The organism is Bacillus sp. LJBS06, assembly GCF_016924995.1.
Classification (GTDB): Bacteria; Bacillota; Bacilli; order Bacillales; family Bacillaceae; genus Bacillus; species Bacillus stercoris.
On record NZ_CP070483.1, the window covers coordinates 633,553 to 646,186 of the forward strand.

At 43.0% G+C, this 12,634-nt stretch carries 14 protein-coding genes and 1 riboswitch; of the genes, 10 read left to right on the plus strand and 4 right to left on the minus strand.

The window, feature by feature from the left end:
* Positions 1 to 56: 56 nt before the first annotated feature.
* A complete protein-coding gene (gene phoB / locus JQX68_RS03280; RefSeq protein WP_080478171.1) occupies positions 57 to 1,445 on the minus strand; it encodes an alkaline phosphatase family protein in 1,389 nt (462 codons plus the stop codon).
* Between the two features lie 267 nt (positions 1,446 to 1,712).
* On the opposite strand from phoB, the gene fra reads away from it, so the two are divergent.
* Positions 1,713 to 2,084: an iron chaperone frataxin gene (gene fra, locus JQX68_RS03285; protein WP_147772964.1), complete on the plus strand. Its 372-nt coding sequence runs from the start codon at positions 1,713 to 1,715 to the stop codon at positions 2,082 to 2,084.
* Between the two features lie 93 nt (positions 2,085 to 2,177).
* Here fra and JQX68_RS03290 read toward each other — a convergent pair whose 3' ends face one another.
* Entirely contained in the window at positions 2,178 to 2,663 is a 486-nt protein-coding gene (locus JQX68_RS03290; RefSeq protein ID WP_095432034.1) for a YdhH/YoaO family protein, read from the minus strand.
* A gap of 17 nt (positions 2,664 to 2,680) precedes the next feature.
* Complete coding sequence (locus JQX68_RS03295; protein ID WP_069149059.1) at positions 2,681 to 3,160, minus strand: GNAT family N-acetyltransferase; 480 nt, start codon at positions 3,158 to 3,160, stop codon at positions 2,681 to 2,683.
* Positions 3,161 to 3,241: 81 nt separating this feature from the next.
* Between JQX68_RS03295 and JQX68_RS03300 the strand changes: the two genes are divergently transcribed.
* Both JQX68_RS03300 and JQX68_RS03305 read left to right on the plus strand, forming a co-directional pair.
* Entirely contained in the window at positions 3,242 to 4,219 is a 978-nt protein-coding gene (locus JQX68_RS03300) for an HD domain-containing protein (protein WP_147772965.1), read from the plus strand.
* A 146-nt stretch (positions 4,220 to 4,365) separates the two neighbouring features.
* Positions 4,366 to 4,974, plus strand: coding sequence for a YdhK family protein (locus tag JQX68_RS03305; RefSeq protein ID WP_147772966.1), 609 nt, complete (start codon positions 4,366 to 4,368; stop codon positions 4,972 to 4,974).
* 16 nt (positions 4,975 to 4,990) lie between these two features.
* Here the strand turns inward: JQX68_RS03305 and pbuE are convergent, their stop codons facing one another.
* Positions 4,991 to 6,157 carry a purine transporter PbuE gene (gene pbuE / locus JQX68_RS03310; protein ID WP_014662995.1) on the minus strand — a complete coding sequence of 389 codons (1,167 nt, stop codon included), beginning with the start codon at positions 6,155 to 6,157 and terminating at the stop codon, positions 4,991 to 4,993.
* 55 nt (positions 6,158 to 6,212) lie between these two features.
* Positions 6,213 to 6,312, minus strand: a riboswitch (purine riboswitch).
* A 175-nt stretch (positions 6,313 to 6,487) separates the two neighbouring features.
* Between pbuE and JQX68_RS03315 the strand changes: the two genes are divergently transcribed.
* From JQX68_RS03315 to manA, 7 genes are all read left to right on the plus strand, one after another.
* Positions 6,488 to 6,799 carry a PTS sugar transporter subunit IIB gene (locus tag JQX68_RS03315; protein WP_014475989.1) on the plus strand — a complete coding sequence of 104 codons (312 nt, stop codon included), beginning with the start codon at positions 6,488 to 6,490 and terminating at the stop codon, positions 6,797 to 6,799.
* On the plus strand, positions 6,799 to 7,131 hold the full coding sequence (locus JQX68_RS03320; protein ID WP_040084022.1) for a PTS sugar transporter subunit IIA: 333 nt from the start codon (positions 6,799 to 6,801) through the stop codon (positions 7,129 to 7,131). Before JQX68_RS03315 ends, JQX68_RS03320 begins: the two co-directional genes overlap by 1 nt.
* 18 nt (positions 7,132 to 7,149) lie before the next feature.
* Positions 7,150 to 8,478 (plus strand): PTS cellobiose transporter subunit IIC, encoded by a 1,329-nt coding sequence (gene celB / locus JQX68_RS03325; protein WP_040084020.1) that lies wholly within the window; start codon positions 7,150 to 7,152, stop codon positions 8,476 to 8,478.
* A 17-nt stretch (positions 8,479 to 8,495) separates the two neighbouring features.
* Positions 8,496 to 9,893: a 6-phospho-beta-glucosidase GmuD gene (gmuD, locus tag JQX68_RS03330; protein ID WP_147772967.1), complete on the plus strand. Its 1,398-nt coding sequence runs from the start codon at positions 8,496 to 8,498 to the stop codon at positions 9,891 to 9,893.
* Positions 9,894 to 10,039: 146 nt separating this feature from the next.
* On the plus strand, positions 10,040 to 10,753 hold the full coding sequence (gene gmuR, locus JQX68_RS03335; protein ID WP_014662999.1) for a transcriptional regulator GmuR: 714 nt from the start codon (positions 10,040 to 10,042) through the stop codon (positions 10,751 to 10,753).
* 28 nt (positions 10,754 to 10,781) lie between these two features.
* Positions 10,782 to 11,681 carry an ROK family protein gene (locus tag JQX68_RS03340; protein WP_147772968.1) on the plus strand — a complete coding sequence of 300 codons (900 nt, stop codon included), beginning with the start codon at positions 10,782 to 10,784 and terminating at the stop codon, positions 11,679 to 11,681.
* Entirely contained in the window at positions 11,678 to 12,625 is a 948-nt protein-coding gene (manA, locus tag JQX68_RS03345) for a mannose-6-phosphate isomerase, class I (protein ID WP_069149065.1), read from the plus strand. The genes JQX68_RS03340 and manA overlap by 4 nt, the downstream gene beginning before the upstream one ends.
* Positions 12,626 to 12,634: the final 9 nt, after the last annotated feature.

A 12,634-nucleotide genomic window follows, 5' to 3' on the forward strand; every position in this document is an offset into this window, starting at 1 on the left:
TCCATTAAAAAGATATCCCGTTACTTCATACAAGCAACGGGATATCTTGTATTCTTTTACTTATCGTTAATCTTAATGTTGTATTGTAAAGCCTTGAAGACATTTTTGGCGATTTCTGTATTGTCGATTTGGCCGGCAAATGTCTCACTAGACGGACCGTATGCATAGACGGGAACATCTTCACCGGTATGGCCCCCTGTTGTCCATCCAGTGTGAGAGCGTTTATTGAAGATGTTTTCAATGGCGTTATCGATATCCAGCACTTCCTTCGATTTGGCTGCTTTTTCAACCGATTGAATTTCGGATTTTGTTAAAGCCAATTTCTTTTGATCGATATATGTTTTTAACGTTTTTTCAACATTCGCGCCGTCAGCGATCTTTTCTGCCATAAAGTCAGGTGTGCGCTTTGCGGCTTTAATGGGTTCACTGAACCAATTGTAGATGCCGTCCGCACCGATGGAATATCCGCCGGTTGAGTGGTCAGCCGTTGCCACAACCAATGTGTGCTTGTCTTTTTTGGCGAAATCAATAGCCGCCTTATAAGCTTGTTCGAAGTCTTCCATCTCGCTCATGGCGCCGACGATATCATTGTCATGGCCCGCCCAGTCAATTTGGCTGCCTTCCACCATGAGGAAGAATCCGTCTTTATCCTTGTTTAATTTTTTAATGGCTGTGTTTGTCATATCTTTAAGTGATGGAATATCCTTCGTCCGGTCAATCTTTTTAGGCAGGCCGCCGTCAGCGAATAGACCGAGAACTTGGCTGTCTTTGTTTTTCAGCATGTCCTTACGGTTATCCACGTAGCTGTATCCCGCTTTTTTGAATTCCTTGATCAAATTACGGTCCTTACGGTCAAAATTGCTCTTTCCTCCGCCTAGAAGGACATCAATTTTGTGCTTGCCGTTGACCATCTCATCAAAATAATCATCCGCAATTGAGTTCATATTTTTTCGGCTGTGGTCGTGTGACCCGAAAGAGGCCGGAGTGGCGTGTGTAATTTCTGAAGTAGCCACAAGTCCTGTTGCTTTTCCTTTTTCTTTCGCAGCTTCAAGCACCGTTTTGGCCTCTGACCCGTCATTATCCACGGCTATGGCATTATTGTATGTTTTAATTCCCGCAGACATAGCCGTTGCCGCCGCTGCAGAATCCGTTACATTTTGTTCTGGATCATCGGGGTAAGTTGTTTGCTGGCCGACAAGATACTGATCAAAAGCAGTAGGCTCCACAGCTTTTGTCTTTTTATTATCCTTTAAGTATCGATAAGCAGACGTATAAGACACACCCATACCATCACCAATCAGAACAATAACATTCTTAATTTCGTCTTGGTTCCCCTTTTTCTTTTCCTGGGCGCTGGCTTCAGGCACACTGCCGCCGGCTAAGCTGCTGAACGCAATAGATGATAGAACTGCGATAGGCAGTAATTTCTTCGGGAATTTTTTCAACTGGATAACCTCCTAAAATAGTTAAATCTCAATGACAACCCAATTATATTTTTAAACTGTTAAGCTAGTATTAATCGATTTTAAAGATTGGGTTTACAAGAATCTGCTATCAAAAGAATGGTTCTTCTTTTATGAGAAGTTTTAGAAGGAAAGAGAGATAGTACTAAAGAATAAATTGGAGATACTGGCCGTGGGTAGGTAAACTGAAATCTTCTATAGTCGCATAGAACTTCTTTGAACGGCATCATTTATTTAGGAGGGAACAACATGGATGTTTTTTCTGAGTATATAGCGGGGATCGATGACCCGTTCCACCGCGAAAGAACCGATGAGGTGTTGACTTGGATAAAAAATAAATATCCAAATTTACATACAGAAATAAAATGGAACCAACCGATGTTTACGGATCACGGTACATTTATTATTGGTTTTAGTGTTTCTAAAAAGCATTTAGCTGTCGCTCCAGAAAAAGTAACGATAGCGCACGTAAAGGATGATATTGTGAAGGCCGGATATGACCACACCGAGCAGCTAATACGTATCCCCTGGAACGGTCCAGTTGATTACACGCTACTTGAGAAAATGATTGAGTTTAATATTCGGGATAAGGCGGACTGCTCCACTTTTTGGCGGAAATGAAAAAAGTAGAAAAGGCATAACATATTAGCTGTTTAAAATATGCTACGCCTTTTCATTTGTCTTTTTTAAAATTTTGATCATCTATTGCTGCTTTTACTCAAACAAGGTCTTTTCATGGAGCGTAAGCTGACTCGCAGAATAATGATCGCCTTGCTTCCATTTCACTTCAATGGTTATATCATGGCCTTCAAGCTCATGTTCATCTAACCGCTCTAAAAAAGAAACAGACTTTTCTTTTGCGCTTCCATCACGAAAAGTGCCACCGGAATAGTCACGCATTGGAATTTCTGTGTTAGAATTCAGCAGAACCTCATTATCCTTTTTTACAATCAGTGATTCCAAATAAGTGTCGGCTGTTTCATTTGTATCGCCGATCCAATAAAGTTCGCCGCTGTATTCATTCGGTGCATCTTCATTTTTTTTGAAAACAGCTTCCCAATTCTGATCTTTGCTTTCTCCCTGCCAATTCGGATACTCCAAACGCACATGATGAATCAGGCGATAGGAAAAAAAGATTAGGCAGAAAGCGATGAAGAGAAATGCCGTGAAAATGAGAGGGTATTTATAATGACTGGACATAAAAGACTCCTATTCGTTTAATCTATTACCTTCAAAAAAAGAATTTCATCCCGAATCAAAATGCCGTTTTCAGCTATCACGGGAATCGCCGGCTTGAGCCGCCGCGCTTTTTCAACTGCGTTTGGAAACACTGCAGCGAATTGATAGCCTCTCTTTTGATAAAACGCCATCGCATGTACATTATCATTTGTTGTGATAAGCTTTATTCGCTGACAATGTGCATGCTTAGCTGTCGCTTCAACCTGCTGAAGTAAAGCTGTGCCGATTCCTTTATTTTCAATCATACTATCTAATGAAATAATTTCACAGTCTTTCCCATCTATTGTGTATGTAATGCAGCCAATGATTTCGCCGCTCTCATTTACGGCGGCAAATCCATCTATTTCATCACACCGAAAAATGCCGCTGGAAATCGCCATCTCGGGTGTACCCCAATGCTTGGCAAAAAAATCGGTCAACATCTGTTTCGCTATCTCATTGTTTGGGATGATGATCATCGTAACACTCCTCTATTGAAAGTATACGATCAATATATACAATAAAATGAACACTAAGAAAATAGACGTTGAGGTGACGGCATGGAAATCAACGATGTTATTTACGGGCAACACCATATAGACGGAGTGCTGGAAGAACTTATCAAAAGCGCTCCGATGCAAAGATTAAAAGGAATCTATCAAGGCGGAGCAAGCTTTTTAGTCAATCGAAAGTGGAATGTGACCAGGTATGAGCACTCCATCGGCGTGATGCTCCTCATCAAAAAGCTCGGAGGAACGATAGAAGAGCAGATTGCAGGCCTGCTCCATGATGTATCACACACGGCTTTTTCACATGTGGCCGACATTGTTTTTGAAAATCATGCCGAGGACTATCATGAAAACATCTATCAACAAGTGATTGTTCACTCTGAAATCCCGGACATTTTACAAAAATACGGCTATCAAAGCGAAGAACTTTTATTTGACGATTCAAGATGGACGTTGCTCGAACAGCCTGCACCGGAGCTGTGTGCTGATCGGATAGACTATACGCTGCGTGATATGTACCGATATGGGCACATTAGTCTGCACGAAGCGCAAACCTTTTTGGATCATCTTATTGTGAGAGACGGAAGGATGTTTCCGGACGGTATCGAAGCCGCCGAATGGTTTGTCGGTGTGTATTACAAAGAAGTGATTGATTTCTTTTTAGATCCCGTGAATGTATATGGATATGAATATTTAGCGCGAGCGTTGAAAGCAGCGCTGCGGCATCATGTCATATCCGCAAAGGATCTGCTGAAAACGGATCAAGAGGTACTGAACATCCTGTGGTCATCAAAAAATGAAGAAGTTCTGAGCTTGCTTACATCCATTCATCCCAGCATACAAGTAATAGAAGATGACATCCAGTACGATTTCCATCAAAAGAAGAAAATGCGTCTTATCGACCCATCCATTTTTCACGATGACAAATGGATCAAATCCTCAGATGCTTCTGAACAGGTGAGGAAAATGGGTGAGGCCGCCTATCAAAAAGCAAAAAAAGGTGTGTATATCAAAATCTTAAATCAGTAATTGCCGCCTGACAGCGGCTTTTTTTCATGTTTGGCTTTACAAGTTGAGGGGAATAGGACAAACTGCGGGAACGTTTTATGAGAACATCAGCGCATTTACATACCATTCGGGGGTATAGTATTATCGAGAGGACATGTTATTTTTCATTGTCTGCGGGCAATAGTTACAGTAAAAAAATGAAGCAAAGGAGAATGAACATGAAAATCTCTAAAAATGCACTGGGAATTCTGATGTTATCTCTTGTTTTTGTTTTATCAGCATGCGGCAACAATAACAGTACGAAACAAAGCACACATGACAATTCCTCAACACATGAAGAGATGGACCATTCCGGATCAGCTGACGTTCCAGAGGGATTACAGGAATCTAAAAATCCAAAATACAAAGTAGGCAGCCAAGTAATCATCAAGGCTTCCCATATGAAAGGCATGAAAGGTGCCGAAGCCACAGTGACAGGCACCTACGATACAACGGCGTATGTTGTCTCTTATACTCCGACAAACGGAGGACAGCGCGTGGATCATCACAAATGGGTCATCCAAGAAGAAATCAAAGATGCCGGAGATAAAACGTTACAACCCGGAGATCAGGCGATTTTAGAGGCTTCTCATATGAAAGGCATGAAAGGAGCAACAGCTGAGATCGACTCCGCGGAAAAAACAACTGTATACATGGTTGACTATACATCGACAACAAGCGGCGAAAAAGTGAAAAACCACAAATGGGTCACCGAAGATGAGCTTTCAGCTAAATAATAAAAAAATCCTCCTTTTACAAGGAGGATTTTTTTGCTGTCTGAACAGGTCTTGTTAAAGAAATGAAAGCAAACAGGACAGCGATGATCACAATCGATCCGCCGCACCATGCCGTTGACACCACAGTACCCGTCTGATCCAAAACAACACCGCCAATGGCTGAGCCAAGGGCAATTCCGACCTGGAGGGCCGATGTGTTAAAGCTTTGCTGAATGTCAGAGGAATCTGGTGCAATTTCAATTAAATAGCTTTGCTGAGCGGGGGCGAGGCTCCAGCTCAGAAGACCCCAAATGACCATGACAGGCAAAAAGAAAATCATAGACGATGTAGACAGCGGCAGTAAGAACATAATGATGGCAAAGGAACCGGTTACCAGCAAAATGCTCTTAAAGGAACCAAGCCGGTCTGAAAGCGCTCCTCCGAAAGGGCCTCCGCATACAGCGGATATCCCGAAAAGGAAATAACAAATGCTGACCCAGAAAGAACTCAGATGAAGAGTTTCTTCTAAAAACGGAGCGAAGTAGGCGTATAGTGTATAATGCCCAGCCAATGTAAACATCGTGACGAGATGTGAACTCGCGATTTTCAGATTGCCAACCGTCTTGAGCTGTTCCCGGAAAGGAATCATTTTCTCTGCTGGTATTCTTTCAAAGAAGATTGAAATAATCAGCATGGAGACCAGCGCCAACAGGCCGATGCCAAGGAACAAAATCCGCCATCCGAAAGAATCGCTGATTAAGATTCCGAGCGGCACGCCCAATGCGATCGCGGAGCTGAATCCCATAAAAATAATTCCGATTGCGCGGGCTCTGTATTCAGGCGCTACAATTTTCGGGGCAATCGTTAAAGAAAGCACAACAATCAGCCCTGTACTCATCGCCGCCAATACCCTGGATACCATCAGTGTTGCAAAATTAGGGCTGAAGTAGGCGACAAGATTGCTAAGGAAGAAAACAAATAAAGCAATTAAATATAAGCGCTTCCGCTCAACCTTCGCAGTCAATGCCAAAAGCAAAGGCCCAGATACTGCATATCCCAGCGCAAATACACTGATCAGCTGTCCGGCTGAAACAATGGAAATGTCTAAATCATTTGCGATCTGAGGAAGAATCCCTCCCACAATTAACTCAACCAATCCGACTGCAATCGTAGAAGCTGCAAGCAGGAAAACTTTGAAATTCATAACAAACTCCTTTACTTAAATGTTTTGATAAATAAAAAAAATCCTGATTACAAAAAATGTCATAAACAAATTTTGTAATCAGGATTTTACGGTTCCTGGTAGACACCCTCAAACCATATTATTGAGGTTATACAAGTGATAATAGCTATTTAATTGATTCGTTTCCGTTGATGAGTGTAACACATTATGAATGAATCTTCCATAGAAAAATTTACAAAACGATGAACCGTACAAAAATATGATTATATTTATTTTATAAAAGTATAGACATTTAAAATTAAATGACTATAATAATCCATGTAAGCGTTTTAAATACAGGGGGGATAGCAGTTGAAAAAAATATTACTTGCGTGCAGTTCAGGAATGTCTACCAGTTTATTGGTGACAAAAATGAAGGAATACGCACAGTCTATCGGTGAGGAAGCAGAGATTTGGGCTGTTGGCCAAGATAAGGCAAAAGAAGACATGAGAAAAGCGGATGCCGTTTTGATTGGTCCGCAAATGAGCTTTCTGAAAAGCGAACTCCAAAAAGAGGCGGATCAATACAACATTCGAGTTGAAGTCATTGACATGATGGCCTACGGAATGGCAGATGGGAAAAAAGCGTATGAGCAGGCATTGTCCTTAATGGTGAATCAATAATGGAACAGATGAAAATCACGAATTTAACAGACGAGCAAATCAGTTTTCAGCTAATCCTGCACAGCGGAAATGCCCGCAGCTGCATCATACAATCACTGCGCGCCTATAAAGAAGGGAACAAGGATGAGGCGGATGCCCTCATTGCCAAGGCGGAGCAGGATTTATCCGCGGCCCATGACATTCACTTTCAAATGATACAGAAGGAATCCGGCGGAGAAGCAGCAGCTTTCTCATTGCTGCTTATGCATGCGGAGGATCACCTGATGTCAACATTATCCATGAAAGAATTAGTGAAAGAGATGCTTGATCTCTTTAAAACCAAGAATCTATAAATAATCGGGGTGGATAGGGTGTTCGAGAAAATCAGCCAATTCCTTGTTCCAATTGCAGGTAGGTTAAACAATAACCGTTATTTGCAAGTGCTGCGTGATGCATTTATGCTGGCTTTCCCGCTGACGATATTCGGGTCCATTTTTGTCGTGTTAACGAATTTGCCGTTTCTAAACAAAATCATGAACACCTCAATGCTTACATCGTTTCAGTCTCATTTCGGCATTGCCTCCACGGCGACTATGGGCATTATGTCTGTCTTTGTTGTGTTCGGGATAGGCTATTACCTGTCAAAAAGCTATCAGGTCGAAGCTGTATTTGGCGGAGCGATCGCTTTGGTTTCCTTTTTGCTCTTAACGCCATTTATCGTTCAGCCGGAAACAGGAGATGCCATTACAGGGGTTATCCCGGTCGACCGTCTCGGTGCAAAAGGGATGTTTCTTGGCATGATTACGGCATTTCTTTCTGGTGAAATCTACAGAAGAATCGTTCAGAAAAACCTGACAATCAAAATGCCAGCCGGTGTTCCGCCTGCTGTAGCAAAATCATTTGCCGCACTTATTCCGGCTTTTATCACATTGACCGTATTTTTGCTGATTAACGTAATGGTGACTCTGTTTTTCAAAACAAATATGCACGACGTCATTTATCACGCGATTCAGGCTCCGCTTGTAGGGCTTGGAAGCGGTATCATTCCGACGCTTATTGCCGTGTTTTTCATTCAAATTCTTTGGTTTTTCGGCCTGCATGGACAGATCATTATCAACTCCGTAATGGACCCGATTTGGAATACATTGCAGGTAGAAAACCTTTCTGCTTACACGGCGGGAAAAGAAATTCCTCATATTATTTCAAAACCGTTTATGGAGATTTATACAGTAGGGATGGGCGGAACGGGGATGACGCTTGCGATTGTGTTTACCATTCTCATCTTCATGAAAAGCAGGCAGATGAAGCAAGTATCAAAACTTGGCCTCGCTCCCGGTATTTTTAACGTAAACGAACCGATTATCTTCGGGCTTCCGATTGTCATGAATCCGATCATCATTGTGCCTTGGGTGCTGGCGCCGATGGTTGTTACGCTCGTCACCTATCTGGCCATGTCAGCGGGGCTCGTTCCGCCTCCGACTGGTGTGACGGTGCCGTGGACGGTTCCATTATTCATTAATGGCATCATGGCGACGAACTCGATTATGGGGGGCGTGATGCAGCTTATCAATCTGCTGATTGTCTTCGTGATTTGGTTTCCGTTCCTAAAAGCAATGGATAAATTAAATCTTGCAAAAGAAAAAGAACAGGCTGTGCAGGAAACAGCTGCTCAGCAAAATGATAACAGCATTAAAATGTGACATAAGGGGAGAGAGACTTGGCACAAACAGAACAATATCGTTTTCCTAAAGATTTTTGGTGGGGATCATCCGCTTCAGCAACACAAACGGAGGGTGCCGCCGACAGAGACGGAAAAGGGCAGAATATATGGGATTATTGGTTTGAGAAAGAACCGCATCGTTTTTTTGACCATGTCGGACCCGCAGCCACATCCCAATTTTACGACAATTATAAAGAAGATATCAGGCTGATGAAGGAGCTTGGCCACAACTCGTTCCGGATGTCGATTTCCTGGTCGCGTTTCATACCAGACGGAACAGGCGAGATCAACGATAAAGCCGTAAATTTCTATAACAATGTCATTGATGAGTTGATCGCTAACGGAATTGAACCTTTTGTCAATTTGTTTCATTTCGATATGCCGATGGCGCTTCAAAAAATCGGCGGCTGGGTAAACAGAGAGACGGTTGACGCTTATGAAAACTATGCAAGAACGTGCTTCCGTTTGTTTGGCGGCAGAGTGAAAAAATGGTTCACGCATAATGAACCAATCGTTCCCGTAGAAGGCGGCTACTTATATGATTTTCATTATCCAAACAAGGTCGACTTTAAAGAGGCTGTCCAGGTCGGATTTCATACGATGCTGTCAAGTGCCCGCGCGATTCAGGCTTACAGGGAGATGGAACAGGACGGAAAAATCGGCATCATTTTAAATTTGACCCCATCATACCCGAGAAGCAGCCATCCGGCGGATGTGAAAGCCGGGGAAATCGCAGACGCGTTTTTTAACAGATCCTTTTTAGACCCATCTGTCAAAGGCGAGTTTCCGAAAGAGCTGGTTGACATTTTGAAGAATGAAGGCTTTATGCCTGATTACACTCCTGAAGATCTTGACATCATCAAAAAGAACACGGTTGACCTGTTGGGAGTGAATTATTACCAGCCGAGACGTGTGAAAGCAAAAGAACATCTTCCGAATCCCGACGCTCCTTTTTTGCCGGACAGGTATTTTGATCCTTACGTCATGCCGGGCCGCAAAATGAATCCGCATCGGGGCTGGGAGATCTATGAAAAAGGCGTTTATGATATTTTGGTCAATTTAAAAGAAAACTACGGGAACATCGAGTGTTTTATCTCTGAAAACGGCATGGGAGTTGAAGGCGAAGAGCGCTTCAGAGATGAACAAGGCATGATTCAGGATGATTACCGGATTGAATTTATAAAAGAGCACCTTAAATGGATTCACCGCGCCATGCAGGAAGGATCGAACGTAAAGGGCTATCACTTATGGACGTTCATGGACAACTGGTCTTGGACAAATGCCTATAAAAACCGATATGGGTTTGTATCAGTCAATCTCGAGAAAGACGGAGAAAGAACCGTCAAAAAGAGCGGAAAATGGTTCAAAACGGTTGCTGAGCAAAACGGTTTCTAGATTTTCTTAAGGTCAAGATCTTCCGGTAATCATCATGATGAATAGAGATGACGAACAGCCGCAACATTGATGAAATAGGGAAAAGAACTTATGATATCCGTAAAAGCTTATGTGATATCAGACTCTAACAGCTGCCGGAGGATCCAATGAATAAATACGAAATCATTGCAAATGAAATGAGAAAAAGAATTAAAAATAACGTATATCCGATCGATCAGCCCATTCCTGATGAAGTATCTCTTGCAAAAGAATTTAACTCAAGCCGTATGACGATGAAGAGAGCCTTGGATAATTTAGTTGCCGAGGGTCTGCTGTTCAGAAAACGCGGCCATGGCACGTTTATTATTCAATCTGCAATACAGGATGACCATGTCCATGTAGTCAGCAATGAGATTCTCGGATTGACCAACTTGCTGAAAGATAAAAAAATCAAAAGCAAGGTCATTCAGTTTGAAGTGCAATTTCCCACTGAGGAAGTGGCCGCCCATTTGTCTATTGATCAGAAAACACCGGTTTATTATGTCGTTCGGCTGCGGATTGTAGAAGGTGAACCCTATGTACTGGAAAAAACATATATGCCGACGCATTTAATCCCAGGCATTAATGACGATGTCCTTCATGATTCGATCTACAATCATATTACAAATGTGCTGCAGCTCAAAATCGCCGGAACGCATCGGAAAATCAGAGCCTGCAAATCTGATCATATTGACCAGCAGCATCTGGGCTGCAAACAGGATGATCCAATTCTTGAAGTGGAACATGTGGGCTTCTTAGATACCGGGATTCCATTTGAATATTCCTTTTCACGTCATCGGCATGACAAGTTTGTTGTGACTTCTGTAAACATACGGCGCTGATTGCGGAGACAACAAGGAGGCCATCTGCATGCTTGGCGGTATTGAAGCAGGCGGCACAAAGTTTGTTTGTGCTGTCGGCAGAGAAGATGGAACGATCATTGACAGGATAGAATTCCCTACAAAGATGCCGGATGAAACGATAGAGAAAGTGATTCAATATTTTCGCCAATTTTCATTACAGGCAATCGGCATTGGCTCCTTTGGTCCTGTTGATAACGATAAAACCAGTCAAACATACGGCACCATTACGGCCACGCCGAAAGCGGGCTGGAGACACTATCCCTTTTTGCAAACCGTTAAGAACGAATTGAAAATCCCAGTCGGGTTTAGTACGGATGTTAACGCTGCAGCGCTGGGTGAATTCCTTTTCGGTGAAGCGAAGGGGCTCGACAGCTGCCTGTATATAACGATTGGAACTGGCATAGGCGCGGGGGCTATTGTAGAGGGGAGGCTCCTTCAGGGGCTGTCACACCCAGAAATGGGCCATATTTATATCCGGAGGCACCCGGATGACATATACCAAGGGAAGTGCCCTTATCATGGAGATTGCTTTGAAGGCTTAGCTTCAGGCCCCGCTATCGAAGCCCGCTGGGGAAAAAAAGCTGCTGATTTATCAGATCTAACCCAAGTCTGGGAACTGGAAGGGTACTATATTGCCCAAGCGCTGGCTCAGTATATTTTGATCCTTGCACCTAAAAAAATCATTCTTGGCGGCGGCGTCATGCAACAGAAACAAGTGTTTCCTTATATCTATCAATATGTACCGAAGATCATGAACAGCTACTTTAATTTTTCTGAATTATCAGAAATTATTAGTGGTTATATTGTCCCTCCTCATTTAGGCAGTAACGCAGGAATCATCGGCACGCTGGTTTTAGCGCAACAGGCCTTGCAAGCAGAATCAGCATCCGGGGAGGTGCGATCATGAAGCATCCTATATTTTTAGAGCCTGTCTTTAAAGAAAGAATATGGGGGGGAACAAAGCTTTACGATGCTTTCGGCTACGCAATACCCTCAGAAAAAACAGGTGAATGCTGGGCCGTTTCTGCACATGCTCATGGTCCGTCGGTTGTAAAAAGCGGTCCGCTGGCAGGAAAGACACTTGATCAAGTATGGCAAGATCATCCGGAGTTCTTCGGGTTTCCGGATGGTAAGGTGTTTCCGCTTTTGGTAAAGCTGCTTGATGCAAATATGGATCTCTCCGTGCAAGTCCATCCTGATGATGATTATGCAAAGCTGCACGAAAACGGTGATCTTGGTAAAACAGAGTGCTGGTATATCATGGATTGCAAAGATGACGCCGAACTGATTTTGGGACATCACGCAAGCACAAGGGAAGAGTTCAAACAGCGAATTGAAAGCGGTGATTGGAACGGGCTGCTGAGGAGAATCAAAATTAAGCCCGGAGATTTCTTTTATGTGCCAAGCGGTACACTCCATGCTTTATGTGAGGGAACCCTCGTCCTTGAAATCCAGCAAAACTCTGATACAACGTATCGCGTATACGATTATGACCGCTGTAATGACCAGGGCGAAAAAAGATCTCTTCATATAGAAAAAGCTATGGAAGTCATAACGATACCGCATATTGATAAAGCGCATACACCTGAAGTGAAAGATGCTGGTAACGCGGAGATCACTGTTTATGTGCAATCAGATTATTTCTCAGTGTACAAATGGAAGATTAGCGGCCGAGCTTCTTTTCCTTCTCATCAAACCTATTTGCTTGGGAGTGTTCTGAGCGGATCAGGACGAATCATCAATAATGGTATTCAGTATAAATGCACTGCAGGCTCACACTTTATTCTGCCTGCGCATTTTGGCGAATTTTCAATAGAAGGAACATGTGAATTCATGATCTCTCACCCTTAATGAATGGAG